Origin of the sequence: Flavobacterium sp. Root935 (assembly GCF_001429295.1) — a bacterium.
In the GTDB taxonomy this organism is placed as follows: Bacteria; Bacteroidota; Bacteroidia; order Flavobacteriales; family Flavobacteriaceae; genus Flavobacterium.
On sequence record NZ_LMJL01000007.1, the window covers coordinates 597,915 to 621,215 of the forward strand.

The 23,301-nt window shown below is 33.4% G+C and carries 24 protein-coding genes and 1 pseudogene; all 25 read right to left on the bottom strand.

Features of this window, described 5'->3' with window-relative positions; translation table 11 throughout:
- Positions 1–31: 31 nt before the first annotated feature.
- Positions 32–1,318: a phenylacetate--CoA ligase family protein gene (locus tag ASE40_RS04090; RefSeq protein ID WP_057115517.1), complete on the bottom strand. Its 1,287-nt coding sequence runs from the start codon at positions 1,316–1,318 to the stop codon at positions 32–34.
- Entirely contained in the window at positions 1,315–2,979 is a 1,665-nt protein-coding gene (locus ASE40_RS04095) for a C45 family autoproteolytic acyltransferase/hydolase (protein WP_057115518.1), read from the bottom strand. Before ASE40_RS04095 ends, ASE40_RS04090 begins: the two co-directional genes overlap by 4 nt.
- Positions 2,980–2,986: 7 nt before the next feature.
- Entirely contained in the window at positions 2,987–4,504 is a 1,518-nt protein-coding gene (locus ASE40_RS04100) for a phytoene desaturase family protein (RefSeq protein WP_057115519.1), read from the bottom strand.
- A complete protein-coding gene (locus ASE40_RS04105) occupies positions 4,501–8,184 on the bottom strand; it encodes a 1-acyl-sn-glycerol-3-phosphate acyltransferase (RefSeq protein WP_057115520.1) in 3,684 nt (1,227 codons plus the stop codon). Before ASE40_RS04105 ends, ASE40_RS04100 begins: the two co-directional genes overlap by 4 nt.
- A 95-nt stretch (positions 8,185–8,279) precedes the next feature.
- On the bottom strand, positions 8,280–8,711 hold a 432-nt coding region (locus ASE40_RS22260; RefSeq protein WP_241774317.1), incomplete at its 5' end, for a DUF2062 domain-containing protein.
- 1 nt (position 8,712) lies between these two features.
- A pseudogene (locus ASE40_RS22265) lies at positions 8,713–9,395 on the bottom strand (glycosyltransferase family 2 protein); the annotation flags it as partial.
- Positions 9,396–9,411: 16 nt separating this feature from the next.
- Positions 9,412–9,897, bottom strand: a complete 486-nt coding sequence (locus ASE40_RS04115) for a hypothetical protein (protein WP_057115522.1) — start codon at positions 9,895–9,897, stop codon at positions 9,412–9,414.
- 2 nt (positions 9,898–9,899) lie between these two features.
- Positions 9,900–10,271, bottom strand: a complete 372-nt coding sequence (locus tag ASE40_RS04120; protein WP_057115523.1) for a 3-hydroxyacyl-ACP dehydratase — start codon at positions 10,269–10,271, stop codon at positions 9,900–9,902.
- A 5-nt stretch (positions 10,272–10,276) separates the two neighbouring features.
- The gene (locus tag ASE40_RS04125) at positions 10,277–10,885 is read right to left on the bottom strand and encodes a porin family protein (RefSeq protein WP_057115524.1); all 609 of its coding nucleotides are present in this window, start codon (positions 10,883–10,885) and stop codon (positions 10,277–10,279) included.
- 5 nt (positions 10,886–10,890) lie between these two features.
- Positions 10,891–11,493 (bottom strand): porin family protein, encoded by a 603-nt coding sequence (locus ASE40_RS04130; protein ID WP_057115525.1) that lies wholly within the window; start codon positions 11,491–11,493, stop codon positions 10,891–10,893.
- Positions 11,494–11,530: 37 nt separating this feature from the next.
- A complete protein-coding gene (locus ASE40_RS04135) occupies positions 11,531–12,166 on the bottom strand; it encodes a hypothetical protein (protein WP_057115526.1) in 636 nt (211 codons plus the stop codon).
- A complete protein-coding gene (locus tag ASE40_RS04140) occupies positions 12,132–12,758 on the bottom strand; it encodes an outer membrane lipoprotein carrier protein LolA (RefSeq protein WP_057115527.1) in 627 nt (208 codons plus the stop codon). The genes ASE40_RS04135 and ASE40_RS04140 overlap by 35 nt, the downstream gene beginning before the upstream one ends.
- A 123-nt stretch (positions 12,759–12,881) precedes the next feature.
- A complete protein-coding gene (locus ASE40_RS04145) occupies positions 12,882–13,562 on the bottom strand; it encodes a polysaccharide deacetylase family protein (RefSeq protein WP_241774318.1) in 681 nt (226 codons plus the stop codon).
- Between the two features lie 92 nt (positions 13,563–13,654).
- A complete protein-coding gene (locus ASE40_RS04150; RefSeq protein ID WP_057115529.1) occupies positions 13,655–14,716 on the bottom strand; it encodes a beta-ketoacyl synthase N-terminal-like domain-containing protein in 1,062 nt (353 codons plus the stop codon).
- Positions 14,716–15,912 (bottom strand): beta-ketoacyl-[acyl-carrier-protein] synthase family protein, encoded by a 1,197-nt coding sequence (locus ASE40_RS04155; protein WP_057115530.1) that lies wholly within the window; start codon positions 15,910–15,912, stop codon positions 14,716–14,718. The genes ASE40_RS04150 and ASE40_RS04155 overlap by 1 nt, the downstream gene beginning before the upstream one ends.
- Positions 15,913–16,041: 129 nt before the next feature.
- The gene (locus tag ASE40_RS04160; protein WP_012023174.1) at positions 16,042–16,299 is read right to left on the bottom strand and encodes a phosphopantetheine-binding protein; all 258 of its coding nucleotides are present in this window, start codon (positions 16,297–16,299) and stop codon (positions 16,042–16,044) included.
- Between the two features lie 2 nt (positions 16,300–16,301).
- Entirely contained in the window at positions 16,302–16,919 is a 618-nt protein-coding gene (locus tag ASE40_RS04165; RefSeq protein ID WP_057115531.1) for a hypothetical protein, read from the bottom strand.
- A gap of 13 nt (positions 16,920–16,932) precedes the next feature.
- Positions 16,933–17,694, bottom strand: coding sequence for a hypothetical protein (locus tag ASE40_RS04170; protein ID WP_057115532.1), 762 nt, complete (start codon positions 17,692–17,694; stop codon positions 16,933–16,935).
- 2 nt (positions 17,695–17,696) lie between these two features.
- The gene (locus ASE40_RS04175) at positions 17,697–18,836 is read right to left on the bottom strand and encodes a beta-ketoacyl synthase N-terminal-like domain-containing protein (protein ID WP_057115533.1); all 1,140 of its coding nucleotides are present in this window, start codon (positions 18,834–18,836) and stop codon (positions 17,697–17,699) included.
- A 291-nt stretch (positions 18,837–19,127) separates the two neighbouring features.
- Positions 19,128–19,577, bottom strand: coding sequence for an acyl-CoA thioesterase (locus ASE40_RS04180; RefSeq protein WP_057115534.1), 450 nt, complete (start codon positions 19,575–19,577; stop codon positions 19,128–19,130).
- Complete coding sequence (locus tag ASE40_RS04185; protein ID WP_057115535.1) at positions 19,552–20,835, bottom strand: ABC transporter permease; 1,284 nt, start codon at positions 20,833–20,835, stop codon at positions 19,552–19,554. Before ASE40_RS04185 ends, ASE40_RS04180 begins: the two co-directional genes overlap by 26 nt.
- On the bottom strand, positions 20,825–21,577 hold the full coding sequence (locus tag ASE40_RS04190; RefSeq protein ID WP_057115536.1) for an ABC transporter ATP-binding protein: 753 nt from the start codon (positions 21,575–21,577) through the stop codon (positions 20,825–20,827). Before ASE40_RS04190 ends, ASE40_RS04185 begins: the two co-directional genes overlap by 11 nt.
- A gap of 6 nt (positions 21,578–21,583) precedes the next feature.
- The gene (locus tag ASE40_RS04195) at positions 21,584–22,582 is read right to left on the bottom strand and encodes a BtrH N-terminal domain-containing protein (RefSeq protein ID WP_057115537.1); all 999 of its coding nucleotides are present in this window, start codon (positions 22,580–22,582) and stop codon (positions 21,584–21,586) included.
- Positions 22,582–22,986, bottom strand: coding sequence for a hypothetical protein (locus tag ASE40_RS04200; RefSeq protein ID WP_057115538.1), 405 nt, complete (start codon positions 22,984–22,986; stop codon positions 22,582–22,584). Before ASE40_RS04200 ends, ASE40_RS04195 begins: the two co-directional genes overlap by 1 nt.
- Before the next feature lie 9 nt (positions 22,987–22,995).
- Positions 22,996–23,292 (bottom strand): hypothetical protein, encoded by a 297-nt coding sequence (locus ASE40_RS04205; protein WP_241774319.1) that lies wholly within the window; start codon positions 23,290–23,292, stop codon positions 22,996–22,998.
- Positions 23,293–23,301 lie beyond the last annotated feature (9 nt).

Genomic DNA, 23,301 nt, shown 5'->3' on the forward strand with positions numbered 1-23,301 from the left:
TTTGTCCCTTTGCAACTTTGTCCCTAAAAAATTATCTATAATCAAAAAATCGAATAGGTTTTCGACTCATCGGATTGAAAACTAGCGGGTTTAAAACTTCTTTTGAAGCAAATTCTATTTTTGGAGTTACTCTTAGTTTGGCTCTAAAATGGTCTTTTATTTCCTGAAGAAATTCAGGAGTTTGATTTTTTGCAGCAATTTTAATCAGGATTTCGTCTGTGCCTAAATCGTTGGTTGAAATTTCGATAAGATGATTTTCGATGTTATCAAAACTGCTCAAAACATCGTTCATTGCTGGTGGATAAAGCGTTGTTCCTTTGTATTTTATCATCTGTTTTTTACGGCCGACAACTGGACCAACTCGCAAAGTATTTCTACCGCAGGCACAAGGCTCGTCATGAAGCTGTACTATATCGCCAGTTTTAAAACGCAGCAACGGCATAGCTTCAATTCCTAAAGTAGTAAAAGTAAGTTCGCCAGTTTCTCCATTTTTTACAGGCTGATTATGTTCATCCAAAACTTCAACAATAATCAATTCAGGATGATGATGTCCGCCTTTTCCGTGTTCACATTCTGTAAAAGCAGTGCTCATTTCGGTAGAAGCATAAGTCGAAAACAACTTAATATTCCATTTATCTGTAATTTTTTTGGATAGAATATTCATCGAAAAATCTTGTTCTCTTAACGATTCTCCAATACAAACTGCGCCTTTTATACTCGAATTATTATAATCAATTCCGTGGGCTTCAGCGTATTCAATTAATTTTAAAAGGAAAGACGGAACTGTAATTAAATAACTCGGATTGTATTTTAAAATAGAATCCCACTGCATTTCTGGAATTCCAGCACCAACGCGGATAACGCCGACTTTCAACTTTCTCAGACCTAAAAAATAAGCCAAACCGGCCATAAATTTTCGGTCAATTGTCGTCATTAACTGTACGACATCTCCTTCTGCAATTCCAGCGCAGGCGAACGAAATGGCTTCGTTATACGCCAGTCTATCTAAGTCAGAATCCGTTAAACCGAAAGTTACAGGATCGCCTAAAGTTCCTGAAGTTGAGGCATAATCGATAATTTTTTGCTGCGGAACACACAAAAAATCATCGTTATATTGCTGTAAATCTTCTTTGGTTGTAACAGGTAAATGCTGTAAATCTTCCAGTGTTTTAACTTTAGAAATATCAATATTTTGTCCAGCAAAAAGTCTTTTGTAAAAAGGAGAATTTTGACTGATGTATTCTAAAAGTTCAACTAATTTTTTTTCTTGAAAAATTTTAATTTCTTCTAAAGAATCTTTTTCTATTGCTGGAATCATTGTAATTTTCTTTTGACTTTTTTTAAATATTTTTCAATCTTTTCTTTATCAGGAACTGTAGTAATTTCGAGGCTTAAAGCTTTTTCAAAATTAAGCTTAGCCTGCAGATATTCCTTTTTTTGGTAAAAGTACAATCCTACCTTATAATATACAACCCAATAATGGGGGTTTAACGATTGATAATTTTGAATGAACTCTGGAGAAATCATTTCTTTCTTTTCAAGAAGAACATCTATTTTATGATCTTCAACTTTAAATTTTTTAAAATTCTGATAAGCAGTTGTTTCCAAAAAAGGGTCTTTGGCAATATTTAGATTTTCACTTTGAAAAGATTCTGTCTTATTTCTATTTTCACCAAAGACAGCATTCAAATCATAACAGACAAATTCCCCCAATTGATAAGGATTTGCCGAAACCCAGACTAATTTTTCTTTCGGTTTAAAAATAATTCCGTGATGTGCCAAGAGCTGATTCAGTGCTTTTTCATTTCCATAGCCTAAAGAAATGTTTTGTAAACCGTCTTTATTTCGAAGAATTTCTGAAGCAATTTTTGGATTTACTTTCGGATTTGCAGACAGTAATTCCTGCATTCTTTCCAATCGATATTCAGAATGGCTGTTGGCAATTTGTTCCAGATTTCGTTTATCAGCTACAAAAGCATCGCCTTGAAAATGATTCGAACAAATTAATTGATCACTGTTAGGAACATCGTAAACATCCATTTTATTGGGCGAAACTTCAATTAAAATCGCTTTATTATCATTGGCACTTCCAACCATAATCGATTCAGAAACAAAGACTTTTCTCTTTTTTGCAATGGCGATAGCTTCGTCTAAATTTTTGGCATGCTGTAAAATTTCACGAGTCAAAATCGAAATTGGAGTTTTTGCACTCAGCGGAATTTTAGATTTGGAAGCATTTATCGTTACTGTTAATCCTTCGTAATTCATTCCAGAAACGGCTCCAATCATTCCCGGCCAGGTAACCATCATAAACGGAAATCCTTCTTTCGGTTTGATAAAGGCTGCGATTTTATTTTCCGCAAAAGCGTCATTCACATAAAAATCAAAATTACGCGCCAGAATTAAATTGCCGTCTTCCGATTTTTCGTTCCAAGCCGCAAAAGAAGAACAGCCTACTAAAGCCAGATCTTGAAGCGCGTGCCCAATATCGTGCGCCGCGTGTAAATATAAACTGCGCTGGTATTGCGGTGCGATATTATCAAACTCATTCGAAGTATATTGCGAAACGCCGTAAATTTCAGTTTGATATTCATTTGGAACATTCAAATACAATTTACGATTGTACCATTTTAAAAACTGGCGAAGCATTTTCTGCTGAAATTTAGACGGGATAAAATCGGTGATTTTTGAAAAAAAAATACGCTGCTGTTTTTGTAAAAGGGAGTCTGTTAAAGCGCCGGTTGTCAAACCAATTTCCAGCGGATCGCCTTCTACATACAATTCCCAAAGACCTTGTTTATTTTTTAAAAATGAATTTTTTCCAGAGATAAATGTACTGTCTGTTACTTTTTCAACAACAGGTTTCGTCGAGTTATAAGCCGTAATATCTGGTTTATGATGTTTTGATTTTGAAGTACCGCAAGAAATCAGCAAGCTTAAAAAACCGAGAAAGAAGAAATATATAATTCGGCTTTTCATGATTCAATTATTCAGATGCTTTTTTAATTTTTTCCAGCAGATAATCTTTACCTACAATCTCAGAGCAGGTTAAAACAGCTCCAACCGTAACGCCCAAGACACCGTGCATGTTGATACTTTGGCCCGTAAGATACAGATTTTCTAATTTAGTTTTTGTGGGAATTAAAGTTTTCATAGGATTATTAGAATCTTTAATGTAGCCGTACATATTTCCGCCGTCGCCGCCAATATAATCGCGGTACGAAAGCGGGGTCGAAGTATGAACCGATTTAATACAGTCTTTAATTCCAGGAAATTTCTTTTCAACTTCTTCTAAAAATTTTGCCGCTTTTTTAGCTTTGAATTCCTCGTAATTTTCGCCTCGTTCATTTTCTTCAAAAGTGGTATTAAAAGTGTTTTCCCAAGTTTTAACGTCCTCATATTTCATATAAGTTAAAAAGGTCATTCCGTCTGCCCATTCTTCGTCTTTTTTCGAAGGATTCATAGAAGCCATAAAGGTTTTTGGCCATGAATTTTCATCGTAATCATGCGCGGTCCAAACGTCATTTTGACTTTTAAAATGATAATAATTATGATTGATGTATTTGAAAGTTTTGGGTTTAAAAACAATATAAAGACTAAAAGCTGAAAAGACATTTTCCAGATTTTGAATTCTATTGAAAAACGGTTTTCTGAAATTTTCCTGACCCGCCATTTTCAAAGTCGTTTTTGGTTCGATGTTAGAAATGAAATATGTTCCGGAAACTTCGGTTCCATCTTTCATTTTAACCGAATTTACTTTTTGGTTTTCAACTTCAAATTGAATTACTTCTTTATGTTTAAAAAATTCGCCGCCGTACTTTTTGAGTTGTTTGAGCAGTTGTTTCGTGATCTGACTTCCGCCATTTACGCATCGCCATGAACTTTCGATATACGAATTGACAACAAGCGCATGTACATAAAACGGAGATTTCTCTGCAATTCCAGCGTAAAGAAAATTGGATCCAGCCAAAACTGCTTTCAATTTTTCATTTTGAGTAAAAGAATCGATGGTTTCTTTCGCATTAAGCGCTAAAATTTCATCATTATATTTTCCTTCAGATTCTAGATTATAAAGTGGAAATGCCTTGCATACCTCCTTTATCTTTTGACAGTAGTTCAAGAGGTTTTCTTTTTCTTTGGGAAAGTAATTTGTTAATTGTTGAATGAAATTTTCGAAACCTTGTGCATGCGGATATTCGGTTTTATCATCTTCAAAAGAAATAATATCAAAACCATTTTCATCTAGTTTTTTCAGATTCAAATCATCCATTATTCCAATATATTTGAAATATTGATGAAGATTTTGGCCTTCGCCTAAACCTCCGATATAATGAATTCCCGTATCAAAAATGGTTTTATCTCTTACGAAAGTCTGAAGATTTCCCCCGTACTGATTGTTTTTTTCGAGCACACAAACGCTGTAGCCTTCTTTTGCCAGAATAACAGCAGAAACCAATCCGCCTAAACCGCTGCCAACGATTACTACATCGTACTGCTTTTTCATTCTTTTTTCTTTAAAACAAGTAAACCCTTTTCTTCTGAAACTATTTCAAAATTTGAATTTGTAATCTGATTTTTTAAATTCGGACAATTTACTAAAATTATAAAAGAAACGTTTCGAAATCCTTTTTCAAGGTCGTTTTTGTAACTTTCGTCAGAAATTAAAAGCACATCATATTGATTTTCAAATGCATTTTCCAATTGATCCAAATATGATATTTTTCTTTTTGTAACGATATAATTCGTTTTTGCGACAAGCAATTTTTCTTCCTCAGTAATAAAAGAAAATATTTTTCGCTGCGGTTCCTGCAAAGCTAGTAAAACATCCAGCTGTCCATAATCATTTCCTAAATGCAGGATTTTTGCTTTTGGCTGAATGTGCTTATTTAAGTTATAATAGGTTTCCAGATTTTGTTTTAAATCTTCTTTTACGCTGTTGCCAATTTCAATTTCTTTATAATCATAACTGGCGATCAGCATTTTTTTGAAATATTCTGGACCTTCAAGTTCTTGTCGAATTTTTCGATATTCTGCTTTAAAGAATGAACTAATTTGTTTGGTTCTTTCGGTATAATTTGTTCCAAATGAGGAATCATCAGGACTAATTCTCTTTAAGATATTAACCGTCAAGTTTCCATGATGAATGACAAAATCACCTTTCGGAATCAGTTCTGAAGCACCGTGAATGACAATCGGAATTATATCTAAATTAAATTCTTCAGCAAGGAAAAAAGCACCTTTATGAAAGCGTTTAATCACATTATTTTCGGATCGTGTTCCTTCTGGAAAAACCATTAACGAATATCCTTCGTTTATTTTTTTTCGTAAGTGTTCAACGCCTCCTTCCAGACCTTCAGAAACGGGATAAAATCCTGCTTTTCTCACAACTCCGCCAAAAATAGGGGAGTTGTAAACCCAGTCGCTCACCAAGAAAATAATTTTTGGACTCAGCATTCCGATTGTCAAAATGTCTATAAACGACGAATGATTGGCAATAATTACGGCTGGTTTTTCAAAAGTTTCATTAAAATTATTAATGACTTTTTTGCGTATAAACGGATTGGAATACAATACCGATTTCATGAATTTTGAAATCACGTATCGGAACGCTTTCATTTTTGATTTTTTGCTGAAAGGCAAAATTGGCATAATGGTAAAGCTAAAAATCGACATTACGATTCCGCCTAAACCATAATAAGCAAACGAAATTACGCCATGAACAAAAGTTCTCAATTGAAAAGGAGGATTTCCCTTTTTTGGGCGATTTGATAAAAACAGTTTGAATAAAATCGGATAAAAAATGAAAGTAATAATCAGAGCTGCAAAAACCCCAATTAAAGAAACTGCTGAAATCGAAGTCAATGCAGGATGTTTGGCAAATATCATCGCACCGATTCCTAAAATCGTTGTAATGACCGCCAAAATAATTGACGTTCTGTAAACTGCGATTTCGTTAACGCCGGTCGAATATTCTTTTTGTAATGCGCTCGTCATAAATATACTGAAATCGACTCCATGACCGAAAATCAAAGTACAGACAATCATACTGAAAATATTCATTTGAATGCCGAAAATGCCCATAATTCCTGCGGTTACAATTCCAGTTAAAGCAATTGGAATACAGCTGATAATAACCAATTCGATTCTTCTGAAAAAGAAAAATAGAATTAGAATTACGGCAACGAAAGAATAATTGACAAGTGAATTAAAATCTGTTTTTAAAGTACTGAAAAACGTTTCGTTCATCTGCTGGCGATCGATGGCAATTACATTTTCTTTAGCTGAAGCTGATTTTACAAATGAATCTCGCTGTTGAGGAGATACTTTTACTAAAGTCGAAATCGTATAAAAACCTTTTTTTTCGGTTATAAATTCTTGTAATTGAAGTGCTTTGATTTTTAAAAACTCAGCAGCAGCAACAGGTTTGAAATCAAAATCTAAATGATCAAAAAATAAATTATAAGTTGTAGGTTTAAATCCAAGTTTAGCGCCTTCAGCAATTAATTCTGATTTTATGAATTGCTTTTTCTGCGAAGTCCAAAATGAATTCCATTTATTAATTTTTTCAATTTGCGCTTGTTGTGAAAGTACAATACCGCCAACTGAACTGAAATTTAAAATTTTATCCTGCTGTTTTTCTTTAGATAAATCTCCAAATAGTTTAGTATTATGCTGCAGAGCTTCTTCCATACTTTTTCCGTACGAAGCGACATAAATGGTTTTGGAAGTTAAACTGGTACTTTGTTCCAATTCTTTTTCGGCGGCTTTAATGTCTTTCGGAATAAAATTCAGCTGTGATAAATCGTTATTAAAACCAACGTCGTTATAAGTAAAACAACAGATAATAGTTATAATCACGCACAATCCGATTAAGATTTTATTATTGTGAAAAGAAAAATGAGCCATTTTATCGATCACATTTTTCTTGTGCTCTGCGGGATTTTCTTTTGGTTTGTATAAATGAGGAACAATTAAAAGTGAAAAAATTCCACTTGCCATAACAATAACAGCAGCGAAAATTCCGAGGTCATTTAGCGCATCAGATTTTACAAAAAGCAGACATAAAAATGCAACAGCAGTTGTAGAACTGCTCATGATAACAGGCATTGTAATGTCTTTGTAAAGAGTTTTTACATCGCTATTATGTTTGTAATGTGTGAGAATATGAATAGAATAATCGATTGTAATTCCGAGCAAAATAGAACCAATTCCTAATGAAATTGCTGAGATTTGTTCTCTAACGAAATATAAAAAAGCAACTGCAAATAAACCTCCAAAAACGGTCGGCAGAAAAATAATAAGCGGAATTAAGATTTTCCGATAAAATAAAATCAGAATCAGCATTAACGTAAACATCGCAATGGATGTCGTTAAAATAATGTCGCTCTTAATTTGATTGGCGTTTGCAACAGCAATTAAAGCAGAACCAAAATAACTGATAGATGTTTTCCCTTTAAATTTCTGATTTAGGTTTTCCTGAATAGATTTGAGCTTTTCGGCAAAAATGGTGTTTTTTTCGGTTTCACTCGAAGGAATATTAGAAGTGATAAAAAGCAGCAATTTCTTTTTATCTTTCGTCATTACAAAACCATTTTCGAGTGTAAAATCATCACCAATATTTAGTTGCTGTAATTTTTTTAAAGCGATAAATGAAATCCCAAACGGATCCTGCAAAATAAAGTCTTTGGTAACAAATCCTGAAGGAGAAATAATAGATTTATAATTTCCCTGAACAGTTGCTGCAATGCTGTCTTTTTCTAACTTCTGCTGAATGTTTTGATAATCTTTATCATCTAGAAAAAGAGGCAGATTGTTGTAAACAAAATCAATGGTTTCCTGAATATTTTCTTCGTCGATTTTTCCTTGAATTCCAGTTATAAATGGTTTGCAGGATTTAGAAACGCTGTCTGAAAAAGCAATAGCCATTTCTTTTAAATCATCGGCCGAACCGTTTTTTTCGAGTTTGAAAATTACGGTAGTTTTGTCGGCAAAGTTTAATTGTTTGAGCACTTTTGCCGTAACATCTGTTTTGTCGTTTGTTGGAATAAGTTTGGTAATATCTTCTTCAAACTTTAATCGTGAAGCAAAAAATCCGAAAACTAAAAGCATCAAAACAGCCAAAAAAACCGAAAGAGACTTTCTTCGATTTACAAATAAATGAATGGCATAGAAGTATTGATGCATGGTTTAGGTTTAAAATTTTTTTGCAACGAATTTCACTAATTTCCACGAATTAATTTGTACTAATTCGTGAAATTCGTGGCGAAAATAAATAAATTTTATTTGATGCGTTTTTTACTAAAAGCCGTTAAAAGTAAATAACTAATAAGACCAACTGATAGTGCCGAAACGGTTGCTAAAATAAGACTTCCGACGATATATTGTGCAGCATTTTTTTGAATATCATCAAATGTCATCGAACTATCTAAAATTAGCGGTGCATCGCTGGAAACGAAAAAGCTTCCTACTTTCAAAGAACCGTAAATAATAAAGGGGATAAAAGGAGGAAAACTCACATTAGAAGTTAAATAGGCAATTACTTTGTTCAGCCGAAAAATCGCGGCAAAAGTAAAAAGCAAAATAGTCTGGAATCCCCAAAAAGGAGAAAGTCCAATAAAAATCCCCAAAGCAATTGCAGCAGATTTTTTAAAATTAGAATCGTTGCTTTCTAAAATATCTTCTAGAAAGAACTTTTTAAAGCCTTTTTTTTTNACAGTATTCAAAATACTAATTCGGGTAAAATCTCGAAACGGACGAAAGTGAGAAACTCTTTCGGCTGGATCGTACAAAACTTGAATCGGAATATTTTTTACCACAATTCCTTTCCAAGCAGCGCGCACAATTACTTCAATTTCAAACTCAAATTTATTGGTATAAAAACGTTTTGGGAGTAATCGCAAAGGATACAATCGAAAACCAGACTGTGTATCTTCGAGCTTGATTCCTGTTTCAAACTTAAACCAGAAATTAGAAAACTTGTTTCCAAAACTGCTTTTCTTTGGAACATTCTCCTGCGTCATGTTACGGCTTCCAATCAAAAGCGCATTTGGTTCGTTTTGAATGGCTTCAATAAAAATCGGAATGTCTGCAGCAAAATGCTGTCCGTCAGAATCAATCGTGATGGCATATTCAAAATTTAATTCGAGCGCTTTTCTAAAACCATTTCGAAGCGCACGTCCTTTTCCTAAATTTTTAGGATGATGAATTTGCGTCAGCTGCGAATATTGGTTTAGTATTTCGCTTGTCGAATCGGTTGAGCCGTCATTGACTATAATAACATTTGAGGTGAAATCTAAAATAGAATCCAGTACTTTTTTTAGTGTTTTTTGGTTATTATAAGTTGGTACAATAACACAAAAGTTAGTCGAATTCAGCAATTCGTGCGTTGATTTCATGAGGTTTTTATTGAGCTTACTTCACGAATTGTTTCTCTTTAGCAGAAAAACTTTTAGATTGCAAAACAAAATCTTTTAAGTATTCTTTTAAAGAAGCATTTTGTTCTGCATAGTGTGCAGCAATGTATTTTTTATCCTCTTTAATGTTTTTCTTATAACCTGTTATTCCTGGAACATTTTCCTGAATACTAAGACGAATCATTCGGATTTCAATGTTATTAGGATCACTGGCAATAACAGATTCAAGGAGTTTTGCACCTTCTTTAAAACGAGAAATTTTATTTCCCAAAATATTTTCAAACTTAGAATCTAATAAAATTGAAGCTGCTTTGTAAGCTACCAAAATTTTATCATCATTATTTGAAACTCCAGAAAGTTTTTCTACAAAATCTTTAGCATTATTTTCAGATTTAGCTACATCTGTATACATTTTGCGAATAGAAGCCAAGTCTGGCGTTCCAGCAAAATTTACCCATAAAAGTAATGTCAATAATAGTTTCATAATTATATTTTTTTGTACACCGTACTCAATTTAAGAGCAGTAGTGTCGTTAAAGTAAGTCGTGTTTTTCACTTTTACCAAATTGTCTTCAGTAATGGTAACATCAAGCTCTAAACGTAATTCCGGAGTTACCTCAGGATTAATAAGCGCCATGAATTTTACATTTGCCAAAGACTGAATCATCAATGAACTTTTTGTAATAGATTCTGTCAGTTCCTTGATAATCTGAATCATGCAAACACCAGGCATAATAGGATTTCCAGGGAAATGTCCTTTAAAAACCTCGTGTTTTTCATTGATTAAAATCGTAATATTATATTTTGAATCAGAAGCTTTTTCTTCTGATAGTACTTTATAAAAATCTTTTAAAACCATATTTTCTATTTTCCAAACGAATAGGAAACTCCTAATTGAAAATTAATATTTGTATTATAATCTCCAAATAAATAATAATTATTGGAGTCATTTTGATAATAATCACTGCTCAAAACATCTAGAAGACCCTTCTTAAATCGAGCTTCAAAAGTCAAACCAGACGGCAGGGCATAAGCAACACCTAAGACCACACCAAGATCATTTTGCGCTTTTCTAACTGCAAGATTATCATTCAATAAAATATCTAGAGTTGGTCCCGCCTGAAATTGTATTCCTTGTGCTAAAGTAAATTTATTTATTACAGAAAGCGACAAATAATTTATTTCCAGATCTAAATATTCAGTTTTGTTTGTCTGCGTATTTTCATCAAAATATTTTCGTTCAACATCATTAGAACCTTGTCTGCTGTAATTGATCTCAGGTTGAAGCGCATAATGTTTCGTTATGTTAATCTCTGTAAAACCACCAGCATAAAAATCAGTTTTATAATTGGCATGCATTTCAGAAATTGTTGAAAAATTAAATCCAGCTCTTAAACCTGGCTTAACACTTACCTGGGCTTGGATGTTTAAAACTGCAAAAAAAACAGCAACAAAAAATATTCTTTTATTCATGTTTTTTATTTTGTCTTAAACGTATAGCTGATTCCAATTTGAAAAACTTGATTCAAAATCACATCATTATAATAGTAATCATCGTCATAATCAATACCATCATAACCGTAAATATCAACTAATCCTTGTTTGATTCTAGCTTCAAAAGTCAAACCGTTTGGCAATGTGTAACCAACACCTCCCACAATAGCAAGATCAAAACCTTCTGGATTCGAATTTATATAGTTATCATCAATTTTTAGATCTAAAGACGGTCCTGCCAACACGTGAAAACCACCACCATTAAAGTTAAATTTTGCAACAGCTCCCAGCGTTATATAATTTAATTCATAATTTACATAACGGTAATCATTCCCATTTCCAAAATATTCCCTTCCTTCGTCTCCTTGTCTGGAATAAGTTATCTCTGGCTGCAGCGAAAAATATTTGTTGAATTTAATATTAACCAATCCACCAACATAAAAATCTGTTTTAGAATTATTATCATCAATATTAGTTAATGTCGATATATTTAAACCGCCTCTAAGCCCTGGATTAACTTTTACCTGTGCTTGAGATGATTGAACTCCGATAAATAATACGAATGCAATTAAGGCTATTTTTTTCATCTTTGGATTAGTTTAGTTTTATGGTTAGTTTAATTTTCTATTCTGATTTAAAGTAATTCAGCTCAATTTTAAGCTTAATATTTTGATGAATAATTTGAATCTTCTCAGCAAAAATATTGTTTTCTGAATTGAAAAGCAGTGTAAATTTTTCTTTTGTTTTGGAAGAATGAACGATCTTTTCTAGTTTTTGATCTTTTTTGGAAATGAAAATATAGTTGTCCCGTTTTCCATCTGCCGATTTATATATGTCTGCCGATTCATTTTCAAATTGCTCCTGAATCAAATATTCCTTTTTTAAAAGCAGTCTAAAATCTTCTTTTAATGTATTAATCAAGATTTTTCGATCTAATTCTGATACAATTGAGTTGACTTTAAAATCGGTTTCAGAAATTTCAAAATCCATTAACTTATTACCGAATTCAGTTGTAAAAACAATTCGGTGTGTAGTATCATTTATTTTCTTGGCAATAAAAATTCCCGACAATTCATTTCCGTAAACAGATATGTTGGTTTTATAAACATAATCAGTTTTGGAATCTGAAAAATAAGGAACCGTATAAGACATTTTGTCTAATTTTTTTGGCGTATAATTTTTAGTGACCGAGCCACAAGAAACTAAAACCAAAGCCAAAAGGCAATTAATTAGTAAAAACTGAATCGTCGATTTTTGCATTGATCACTTTATTTTTAAGTACAATTCGGGTATAATCTTCAGATGATTCTAATAATTTTACCTGAACCACTGTTGCTTCTTCTTTATCAAAAGTCAGTTCAATTTGTTTAATGTATTTTTTCAAAGTCGCATCTTTCGGAATGAATTTCGCCAGATTCTGACCTTTCAATTTAAAATACGAAATTGTAAATTCTTTATCATCAAACATGTTCCCGCTTACACTTCCTACAATCAATTTATTGATTCGGGCAAAGATTTTACTGTTGCCAATATCAACCGCACTTTTCTTTCCCTCGTCGTTAATCAGGATTTTTCCGTTTTTGAAAGTAATGCTGTAGTTGTATGGTTTTTTATATTGCCATTGCAGAAGTGCAGGTTCTTTAAAAACCATTTTTCCTGAAGTTTCAATGTCTTTAGATAAAAAATCCAAATGTTTATATTGAACAAAATCAGTTGTTAAGGTCTTTATTTTTTTAGAAACTACATTTACATCTTCTTTAAATTGTGCTATTTCTGCAGCCGTCATTTTTTGTTCCTGAGCAAATAGATTGCCTGAAATAAATAGAATTAATAGTGCTATTTTAGTTTTCATATTTTTCAAAAATGTGCTTTAATTTTTTTTCCACAGATTAAGAAGATTTCCACAGATAATTTTATTGAATAAAAATCCTTTTTTATCCGCGTCTTCGCGATAGCCAATCTGTTTCATCCGTGTTCAATTTCCATAAGCTTTAAGATTCAAAAGTTCTTCAATCGAAATCACTTCATAATTGTTTTGCTCTAAAAATTGCAAAAACTGTTCCAATACCAAAACCGAGTGTGAAGCCGTGTCGTGCAAAAGTACGATTCCGCCAGGAGAAACCCGTTGTATAATTCGGTTGAAAATCAATTCCTTATTTTTTGTTCCTCCGTCAAGCGAACGAATATTCCAGCCAATAACTTTGTGTCTGGTTATGTTTAAAGCCCTTCGAATCGATGGCGTCGTAACTCCATAGGGCGGACGAAAAAAGTTTATTTTTTTTGAAGTGAATCTTTCCAGAAGTTCATCTGTTTTTTCGATTTCTTCCTTTATTTGTCGGGCATTATAAAAATCAAAAAACTTAGAATGACTGTAAGAATGATTGGCAACCAAATGGCCTTCGGCGATAATTTGTTTTAAGATTTCAGGATGCTTTTCTATATTTTTTCCAATGCAGAAAAAAGTGGCTTTGGCATTGTATTTTTTCAGAAGTGATAAAACTTCTAAAGTAAATTCACTAGGACCGTCATCAAAAGTTAAAGCAATTTTCTTTTGGGTTTCGGACGGATTATGACAAAAAGCCTTAACATGATAATTAGAAGAAATTCTCGAAGAACCAACAGCGTTAATCCCAATCCAAAGAAAAATTACTGCCAAATAACACCATATATTTATTGCTATTAAAAAGTTTACAAGAAACATGAAAAGCAATAAAAAGATAAAAAATATCGAGATGTTTTTATGCGTTATCATTTTGACAGTAACGTAAAACTATGATTTTTCCCGTTTAATTGATTGTACAATAAAATGGTTTTATAAGCCGGTTTTGCAGCCGAATTTACTTTTATAATTTCCGGAATTTCCTGTGTTTTCAAAATTTTAGCCGCCATCCAAAATGCAAAAGCAGATGCCGTATCATATTCGCCACACAAATGTTTGTAATATAAAACAGGTGTTTGGGCAAAAGCATTTTCAGCCAGGTTTTTATAATAATTTTCGAAAGTTGCATTTCCATCAAAACCTAAAATCAACGCATCAACATCTGAAATTTCCAGATTATTTGACTTTAAGAAAGATGTAATTTCCGCTTCAATTTCATTTTCTGCCAGCGTATTTACAATCGCAATATCCAGAAGTTCAGCGTATGTACTTTCTTTTCTTTCGTTTTCTAAAACAAAAAAACTAGCACCTTCACCATAAACTGCGCCACTGGTTGTAGAAGTTAAAACATCATAAGGTGCTGTATTGTCTGCTTTAATACGGCCGTTTAATTTGAAAAGAGCAGTTGTATATTCACCATTTTCATCAACACCGCCCACTAAAATTGAATTGGCTTCATCTTCTTCAATCTGCATTTTGGCATCCAGAAGAGCCGACTCAAAAGAAACTGCTCCATTTACATACGTAAAATTATATCCTTTACATTGCTGTAAAAGAGCGATTTGCGCGCCAACAGTATTATGAGTTGATTGAATAAAAGAAGTTGGCGTTAAAAACTCTTCCTTATTATCCAGAATGCTTTTCAGGAATTTTTCAGAATCTTCAATACATCCTAAACCTGTGCCGGTAATAATAGCGTCAACGTTTTCAACATTCGCATCTTTCATAGCTAAGGCCGAAGCTACGATTCCGTTTTTTACGCCTTTTGCCATGCGTCGGCTTGCAGCAGGCGAAATATATTCTTTGTATGCCGGCGGAACAATTGCCAGTACATTTTCATCATGATTGACAACGGCTTCTTCTAAAAAAACAGTATCAAATGTTTTTTGAGTCGAAATACAGCCTACTCCATTTATATATGTTTTTTTCATTAGCTTTTTGAAAATATAAGGGTTGAACAATTTCCTCCAAATCCAAAAGAGTTAGATAAAACGTGTTCGATATTTTTATTTTTTAAGGAAGTCTGCGGTGTCAAATCGAATTCTTCCATTTGAGTTTCAAAATTCAAATTCGGGTAAACCACATTATTTTGAATTGCCAAAACACTATAAACCGCTTCGATCGCAGCCGCAGCCGCTAAAGTATGTCCCGTAAATGGTTTTGTAGAACTGAAATCTGGAACTTTTTCCTCTTCGTAAATTCGGCGTAAAGCTCTTCCTTCAGACAAATCGTTATTTGGCGTTGCTGTCCCGTGAACGTTAATGTAATCAATTTCAGAAGGTTTTAATCCCGAAACTTCAAACGCTTTTTTCATGGCCAGATAAGCGCCGTCTCCATTTTCAGAAGAAGCAGTTTGGTGAAAAGCATCGTTTGCATTTCCGTAACCAGAAACTCTTGCCAGCACCTTTTTATTTTGTTTTTCCACAATCTCATCCGATTCTAAAACCAAAAAAGCAGCAGCTTCTCCAAGGTTTAATCCTTTTCTGTTATTGTCGAAAGGTTTGTTGTAATCGTCAGATAAAATCATCAAAGTCTTAAATCCGTTCATGGTGAATTTTGCCAAACCATCGGCTCCGCCCACAATAACGCGGTCTAATTTTCCGGTTTTAATCAATCGCGCGCCCAGCATAATCGCATTTGCTGCAGAAGAACAAGCCGTGCTGATTGTCGTTACCATTCCTTTTAAACCCAATTCTTCGGCAATTTTATCTGCAACATCACCGCCGTCGTGACACGTAATATATTTTACGAGTTCCGGTTTTTCGAAATAATCGTAATAATGTTTCTCCGTCATGTCCATTCCGCCCACACTTGTAGCCGAAATAAGTCCCGTTCTAAATTCGTTAATTGAGGTTATACCGGCATTTTCAACAGCTTGTTTGGCTGCCAAAGTACCAATCATAGCGGTTCTTGAAAAATTATTATCGCTGTTTAAGTTCAATTCGGCGATGAGATCTTCGTTGGTTTTTTTAATTTCACCAACTTTAATAACATCTGCATGAACTGTCGAAATATTGGAGATACGGGAAATCCCGATTTTATTTTCGATTAACGAATGATAATTCTCTTCAACCGAATTTCCGATCGAAGAAATAATTCCCATTCCCGTTATTGCAACACCTTTCATTTAGACTTGCTTAGATTGTTAGATTTTTATTTTTAGACTTGCTTAGATTTTTAGATATCAGACTTCTTAGATTATTGGCTTTTTATTTTTGTCTAAGAAGTCTAAAATCTAAGCAAGTCTAAGTAAGTCTTACTTCGTTCTGTTCGCGCTAATATAAGCCGCCATAGTTTCGATAGATTGGAAAATTGTTTTTCCTTCTTTCGGATCTACTAATTTAATTCCGTAGTCTTTATCTAAAATCACGATCAATTCAAGCGCATCTATTGAGTCTAAACCTAAACCGTCTCCAAACAAAGGATCGTTATCAGCAATGTCTTCGATTGTGATATCTTCAAGGTTAAGAGTCGTAATGATTTTATTTTTTAATTCTTCTTTTAATGCTTCCATGATTATTTATTGTATAATGTATTGATAGTTTCGTTTGTATATTTTTCGTTTTCTTCTTTGCTGATCGTGCAAAGAAAAGCCTTATAATTATCATTAAAAAATTCAACCCAGCCACAAAGAACTGTATCAGCTTTATTTGTGTTTAACAAAATCTCCGAATAGTTCCACAAAAACTCAGAATTGAAAGCATCAAATATAAAGAAAGAATTTTCACTTTTTAGCTGATGGCGTATACTTATTTCGCCCAGACAAATATTTGGCAGTGTATACACAAAAACCGCGGGACTCGGAAAATAGTTTTCTTTGTCTGAAATCGATTCCTGATATTTTACATCGGTATCTAAACTAGAAGATTTATTGGCCAAAACCAAAGCAATATTATTTTCCTCTTCATTTGAAGTGATCGGACTCAAAAGCAATTCTGATCCTAAAAAAGCCAGTTTGCTCAAAGCATCCATTTTGAAAAACTTTGGATATTGCATTTCAAAATTACGGTACGCTTGTTTGGCAAAATCTGCAAAATCTGTTGGTTCAGTTTTGAATACAGAAGCTCCGTTCAAAACAATTTCGTTGTTTTGGATGGTGATGTAGGATTGTATGTTGGTTTTATTTGGAGTCATTTATCTTCAAATGTTAAGACATCACTTTTTTAAAATCAAATTCATTGTAATAATTTAAAATATGGGAAAAACCAACTAAAGTTAAGTCCCCGTATTTTGTCAAAATTCCTTTTTCAAATAGATTATAAATTTCTGGTCGATTCAATTTTGAGGTAATTATTTCTGCTAATTGATCTCGACTTTCAATATTTAATAAATGAATGATTGATGTTTTTTGAATTTCAATCAAAATTTTTTGGATCTCTGCAATTACGTTTTCATCGATTAAAGATTGTTCTATTTTTTCTTTAAATGATTTTGATAGAAATTCTTTAGTGTATTTATTTCCAGATATCTTTGGGAAAATTTCTTTGCTAAAATCTTCGTTGGTTTTATCAAAACAATTTATAATTGCTAAAAAGGTTGCTCTATTAAAATCGACGCCTTGAGTGTCAAAATTTTTCTTAAAACTACCATTGTTTATTTCAAATGTCAGGCCATGGTATTCACCGCGAATTGCAGCAAAATATTCTATAAAAAATTTTAAAACTTTTTCGATAATTTCTTTATAACCAATTTCATGAGGAATTTGGTCATTTGTTATTTTCCAATCAATAAAGTTTAGATCATCTTGGTTTTTGTAAATTTTAATTTCGATATGAGCGTAATGTTCAGAATTCGATTCAACAACAGATTTTCCCTCAACGGGTTCTAAGTTCCAAGTTTCAAGTTTTTCTTTAATTGAAAATAGATTCTTAGAATTGTGAAATTCTCTTTTTAAATAAGTTGTTATCATTTCTATGTCACTTTTTCAAAAATTACAGCCGTATTACAACCTCCAAATCCAGAAGCCGTTTTCAAAAAATAATTAATAGTGGCTTCTCCATTTTTCTTTATTACATTTATAGATTCACTCACGCCGATTTCATCAAAACCTTTAGATTCAAAAAGCCTATTTTGATTCGCAGATTCAATCGCGATTACTGTTTCCAACAATCCCGAAGCGCCTAATGTATGCCCATAGAATCCTTTTAAACTATTTACTGGAACATTTTGTAAACCCAAACGGCTGAATGCAATGGCTTCCATTTCATCGTTGAATGGAGTTGCAGTTCCGTGTGCTGAAATATAATCTAATTTATTGGCTTCGATTTGAGCTTCTTTCAAAGCATTCTGGATACTTCTAAACAAACCTTCGCCCGTTCTTGAAGGTCCCGAAATATGATTCGCATCGTTTATCGAACTGTCTCCGATAATTTTTATTTTGGCGTTTTTGGCTTCCGCCGAAATTAAAATCGCAGCGGTTGCTTCGCCTAAACTTACTCCGGTTCTGTTTTTAGAATACGGTTTACAAGGCAGATCGCTCATCGCCTGAAAAGCATTAAATCCAGACAAAACAAATTCTGAAACTTCGTCGCCAGCAACCACAAAAACATTGTCATAAAGTTCAGACTGAATCATTCTTTTGGCAATTGAAACGGCTAAAATTCCGGAAACGCAGGCATTTGAAACTACAATTGGCTGTGTTTGAAAATGGAAGAAATCGGCAATATTTTTTGCTAAAACATCTAAATGTGCGTTATTAAAACTTGCTTCAGAATTCTCTTTTAAAGCTGTAACATTTCCTTTTGTAGTAGAAAGAATAAAAGCTGTTTTTGAATTGAATTCAACTCCAGCATTTTTGATAATTGGATCTAAAGCCAAAATCATCATTTTCTCTAAACGGGAATATTGGGTTTCAGTACTGATTTTTGAAAAAGCACTGTTTATTTTTTCATCAGAAATGATAGAAGCATAAAACGAATTTGGCATCAAAGAAATATCATTGTGAAGCTGAATGCCAGAATCACCACGAAGAATCGCTTCAATATTGGACTCAACATCAAAACCTAAAGGCGTGATACAATTTGTTTCTGTGATGTATATTTCTCTTAACATTTTATGATTTCGATTTCTCCTGCAAGGTTTCCAAAACCTTGTAGGTATTATGTTTTAAAGCTCTATCTGAAAAAAGTTTCACGCAGATTTTGCAGATTAAGCAGATTTTATTTTATTTTTTATTCCTGCAAGGTTTTCAAAACCTTGTAGGTATTTTTATTTAAAGCGTCATCTAAAAAAGCTTACACGCAGATTTTGCAGATTTTTATGATTTTCAATTTATACCTACAAGGTTTTGGAAACCTTGCAGAAAACGAAAATAAATTCGTGCTAATTCGTGAAATCCGTGTTCTACTTCAATAATCCCACTTTTCTTTTCCATTCCTCATAAAAAGGTGGATTCGTAAGCATTAAATTTCCTTCTTTATCTAAAAAAACCTGAACGGTTTCTCCCGTACACGCTACTTCACCTTTTTCGTCAATAATTTTAAATCGATAAATCATTTTGGCAGCGGGCGTATCAACAACTGTTGTTTCAATTGTTACGACATCACCGTAGCGTAAAGATAATTTATGTTCACATTTTGATTTTACAATCGGCGTTGTATAGCCTGTATTTCCAATATCCAGATAAGTAAGTCCGTGTTTACGTCCAAACGCTTCTCTTCCATCTTCAAAATAGGTAATATAATTGCCGTGCCAAACAATTCCCAACGGATCAGTTTCGTTAAAACGGATTCTGATTTCGTGCGAAACGGTTAAGTCTGTGGCTTCGTTATACTGTTCTTTTCTTTTTGTCATAAAATAATGCGATGGCTGTTGTGAGAATGAAAAACAAAAATAATAAACTTATTTTTGGAATGATTTCGAGGAAAGAAACGTTACGAAGTAAAACGTCATAAAAAGCGTCTAATCCCCAGTTCATTGGAGATGATTTGGCAATAATCTGCATGATTTTCGGCATGGCAAAAACCGGAACCCAAACGCCTCCAATTGCGGCTAAAATGATCACACTCGTTGCGCCAAACGGAGCCGATTGTTCCTGCGTACTTGCAACGGTTCCTAATAAAATTCCGAATCCAATTGCGGCGAATCCTGAAAATAAAGCGACAACGCTCATCAAGGCTAAATGTCCTTCAATATTTAAAGATGGAAGTCCGATTGATGGAAATAAAAACACTGCAACGACAACCATCATATAAAACTGAATCATACAAATGATAGAGTAGGTAATGGTTTTTCCGATAATCACGACTAAATTCGAAACCGGATTGGTTCTTAGTCGAACAAATGTTCCCTGCGATTTTTCTTTTACAATATTAATGGATAACGGAATCACGATAAAAAATATCGCAAAAAGTGTCCACGCCGGAACATTATGCTGCACTGAGTTTGGACGAACTTCTTTGTTGTTTATTTTCGGAATGATCTCTTTAAATGAAATGAAACTTTTTTGTTCAAATTGCGCATTTCCTTCTCCAAGCTGATTTTGAAAAGTCGTGTAAATAGATTTAGTTTCAATTTGCGAAATCATTTTGTCGATTGAACTCATGACCGCATTTTTAAAACTCATTTGAACCGCCGGATCAAAATACAGTTTTACTTCTTTTTCTTTTATAATTCGTTGAGGTTCGCTGGCAGCAGTACTATCGGTCATGCCTAAACTGCTTACAATTTTTTCGACATTTTGATCCACTTTTGCCTGTAAATCAGAACTTAAATTTTCTGGGATTACAATTGCCAATTGAAATTTGCCTTTGTAAACATTTTCTCTGGCAACATCTTCCGTAATCGTTTTATCGTCGAGTTTTGTAACAACGCTAAACAAATCGCTTTTTTCTAAATTATCAAAAACAGTTTTAGAAACAGAACCCTTGTCGTTGTCAACCAATAAAATCGGGATTTTAGAATCGCTGACTTTTTTAAAAGTGCTGTCCTGAATCAATGTAACGGTAATGACCAGAACCAAAGGCATGATAAACAGAATAATCAAACCGCCTAAATCGCGTTTAAGCAGTAAAAATTCTTTTACAATAGACATCCAAATTTTATATATCATCTCTCAGGTCTTTACCGGTTAATGAAATAAAAACGTCTTCGAGATTTCGGGCTTCTTCAACAGAATTGATTAAAATTGAAGGTGTTCCTTTGGCGTAAATTTGTCCTCGGTCTAAAATGGCAAGATTGGTGCAGAAATCTTCGGCTTCAGCCAAATGATGCGAAGTATAAATAATAGTGGTTCCGTTTTCGTTCAACACTTTGAGATAATCTATAATAGCATTTTTAGACTGAACATCAACACCAACGGTTGGTTCATCTAAAAATAAAACTTTTGGTTTGTGCAGAATTCCAGCAATTAAATTGACACGGCGTTTCATTCCGCCCGAAAAGGTTTCTACCCTTTTATCAGCAAATTTTAGTAAACCCAAAAGATCTAAAGTTTCGATTACTTTATCTTTTAAATCTGAACCTTTTAAACCGTACATACTTCCAAAATAATGCAGGTTTTCTCTTGCTGTAAGAGTAGGGTATAAGGCATATTCCTGAGGAACAACGCCTATGATTTTTTTGATTTTTGAAGAATGATGCTGATAATCTAAACCATCAATTGAAAAATGTCCCGAAGTTGGTTTAACCAATCCGCAGAGCATGGAAATTAAGGTTGTTTTTCCGGCGCCATTTGGACCCAGAAGACCAAAAATCTCTCCTTCATTTATATTTAGCGAAACATTGTTCAAAGAATACTGGTCGGCATCTTTGTACTTTTTCGAAAGTGATTCTATTTTAATTATGGATTGCAAAATATCTTAGCTGATGGCTTTTTTTAGTTTTTTGAAAAAGATTTCTTCTCTGTTGGCAATGTCCAAAAGTTCATCGGCAATGGTGTTGTAAGCGTCTTCTTTGGCACTTCTGTTTTTGTAAATTCTGGATGCTTCAACAGCAAAATCTCGCCATGAATCTCCAATTTTTGTCATTTCTTGAGAAAGTGTTTTCAATTCTTCATTATTTAAAATAACCGAAGCTTCCTGTAAAAATGCCGCGTAAATAAAACGGAAACCACCGCCTCCAGTTCCAATTTCTTCCTGCATACGAACCATTTGTGCTAGATAATGATTGGCTTTTTTGGTTCCATGTTTGATTGGCCATTTTCTAATTTGCTTTGAAACAAATTTGATGCCTCGAACACCAACAATTGGCATTGGCGCAAGCATATCGCGACAGGTATTTTTGATTCCTTTAATGATGGCACTTTTCAAATCAACGTTGCTTGGAACCTGAATTGGATAATACATTTGACCGCGAGGTGCAAAGGCTCCTTTTGCAAAACGAACTTTATCTAATTCTTCGTGCGTTAAAGTGGTTACGGTTTCCATAACAGGATCGCTCACTAAATAATCGGTTTCGGTTTTTCCGTATACGACTAAGTTGTGTGCGTTGAAATGAAAACGATATTCGTCAGGAAAATAACTTAAATTATAAACGCCGACTTGTAATCCGGTTGGGATATTGTTTTTTAAATTTTCGTCTAAAGCTTTATTTGCATTTGCAACAGAAGAAAATTTTTGTCTTTTTATTTTAAGGTTTAAACGATTGGCAACTTTATTGAAAATCTGTCCAGGCAAAGTTCTATAACTTATCGCAGGCGCATAATTGACTTTTATAAAAGGCAGATATACAAAAAATAATCCGGAGCCTATACCAAAAACCATCGATTCGCTGATGTTTAGTCCGCTGTTTTTTAGCAGATTCGACGCTACTCCATTTTCACAATGAGCAGACTGATGATGTGTGAAAGATAATTCCATTATTTGGTGATGCTGTTTTTTAATTCTTCGATTGATACTTCAAAAGTATCCGCATATTTTTTCAAGATTTTGTCGTTTAGTTTGGTAAAAACCTCAGGTTTAAAATGTCTTTTTACGCGCCATTTCCACATTCCGACATAACTGGCTAAAATTGTAAGATCCATTTTGTTGACTTCCATAAAATAAACAATCGGACTTGCTTCACCACTTAAAACTTGTTGTTTAGCTTCAGAAATACGCTCGTTTATTTCATCGATAGAATTCGATAATGCAATTGTTTTTGGCTCCCAGCCAGTACTTAAGGTTGTGGTGTAATTGCCATTTTCATCAGTTGCGTACAAAAGCTCTTTGACGTTATTTTTTGTTAAGTTACTTTTATCTTGAGGTACTTTATCTTTTTCCATAGTGCTAATTTAATTTATTAGAAACATACAGATAGAAACTATACATAAACTAATTATTAAAAATCCGAGATTTGCGAATGCTAAAATTCGCTGTTTCTTCACAAATAAATAAATCATTTCTATTAGTAATCCCAAATAAAACATTTGAGTGATTAAAAAAAGCATGATAAAAAATCCTAAACCGCCATCTACATGTTTATGTCCGTTTTCGTCGCAAAGTTTATGAGGGTCGTAAGTAAAATGCCAAAATAAGAAAACCAAACCAAGTAAAAGAATCAAAATTCCGATTCGAATTACTAGATGCAAAATGATTTT

Excerpts from the sequence above, each read along its gene's own strand:
- ASE40_RS04095 (WP_057115518.1), bottom strand. The coding sequence starts at position 2,979 with ATGAAAAGCCGAATTATATATTTCTTCTTTCTCGGTTTTTTAAGCTTG.
- ASE40_RS04125 (WP_057115524.1), bottom strand. The coding sequence starts at position 10,885 with ATGAATAAAAGAATATTTTTTGTTGCTGTTTTTTTTGCAGTTTTAAAC.
- ASE40_RS04120 (WP_057115523.1), bottom strand. The coding sequence starts at position 10,271 with ATGGTTTTAAAAGATTTTTATAAAGTACTATCAGAAGAAAAAGCTTCT.
- ASE40_RS04115 (WP_057115522.1), bottom strand. The coding sequence starts at position 9,897 with ATGAAACTATTATTGACATTACTTTTATGGGTAAATTTTGCTGGAACG.
- ASE40_RS04185 (WP_057115535.1), bottom strand. The coding sequence starts at position 20,835 with ATGATATATAAAATTTGGATGTCTATTGTAAAAGAATTTTTACTGCTT.
- ASE40_RS04105 (WP_057115520.1), bottom strand. The coding sequence starts at position 8,184 with ATGCATCAATACTTCTATGCCATTCATTTATTTGTAAATCGAAGAAAG.
- ASE40_RS04165 (WP_057115531.1), bottom strand. The coding sequence starts at position 16,919 with ATGACTCCAAATAAAACCAACATACAATCCTACATCACCATCCAAAAC.
- ASE40_RS04130 (WP_057115525.1), bottom strand. The coding sequence starts at position 11,493 with ATGAAAAAAATAGCCTTAATTGCATTCGTATTATTTATCGGAGTTCAA.
- ASE40_RS04195 (WP_057115537.1), bottom strand. The coding sequence starts at position 22,582 with ATGGAATTATCTTTCACACATCATCAGTCTGCTCATTGTGAAAATGGA.
- ASE40_RS04160 (WP_012023174.1), bottom strand. The coding sequence starts at position 16,299 with ATGGAAGCATTAAAAGAAGAATTAAAAAATAAAATCATTACGACTCTT.
- ASE40_RS04090 (WP_057115517.1), bottom strand. The coding sequence starts at position 1,318 with ATGATTCCAGCAATAGAAAAAGATTCTTTAGAAGAAATTAAAATTTTT.
- ASE40_RS04170 (WP_057115532.1), bottom strand. The coding sequence starts at position 17,694 with ATGATAACAACTTATTTAAAAAGAGAATTTCACAATTCTAAGAATCTA.
- ASE40_RS04155 (WP_057115530.1), bottom strand. The coding sequence starts at position 15,912 with ATGAAAGGTGTTGCAATAACGGGAATGGGAATTATTTCTTCGATCGGA.
- ASE40_RS04150 (WP_057115529.1), bottom strand. The coding sequence starts at position 14,716 with ATGAAAAAAACATATATAAATGGAGTAGGCTGTATTTCGACTCAAAAA.
- ASE40_RS04175 (WP_057115533.1), bottom strand. The coding sequence starts at position 18,836 with ATGTTAAGAGAAATATACATCACAGAAACAAATTGTATCACGCCTTTA.
- ASE40_RS04200 (WP_057115538.1), bottom strand. The coding sequence starts at position 22,986 with ATGGAAAAAGATAAAGTACCTCAAGATAAAAGTAACTTAACAAAAAAT.
- ASE40_RS04100 (WP_057115519.1), bottom strand. The coding sequence starts at position 4,504 with ATGAAAAAGCAGTACGATGTAGTAATCGTTGGCAGCGGTTTAGGCGGA.
- ASE40_RS04140 (WP_057115527.1), bottom strand. The coding sequence starts at position 12,758 with ATGAAAACTAAAATAGCACTATTAATTCTATTTATTTCAGGCAATCTA.
- ASE40_RS04135 (WP_057115526.1), bottom strand. The coding sequence starts at position 12,166 with ATGCAAAAATCGACGATTCAGTTTTTACTAATTAATTGCCTTTTGGCT.
- ASE40_RS04180 (WP_057115534.1), bottom strand. The coding sequence starts at position 19,577 with ATGACAAAAAGAAAAGAACAGTATAACGAAGCCACAGACTTAACCGTT.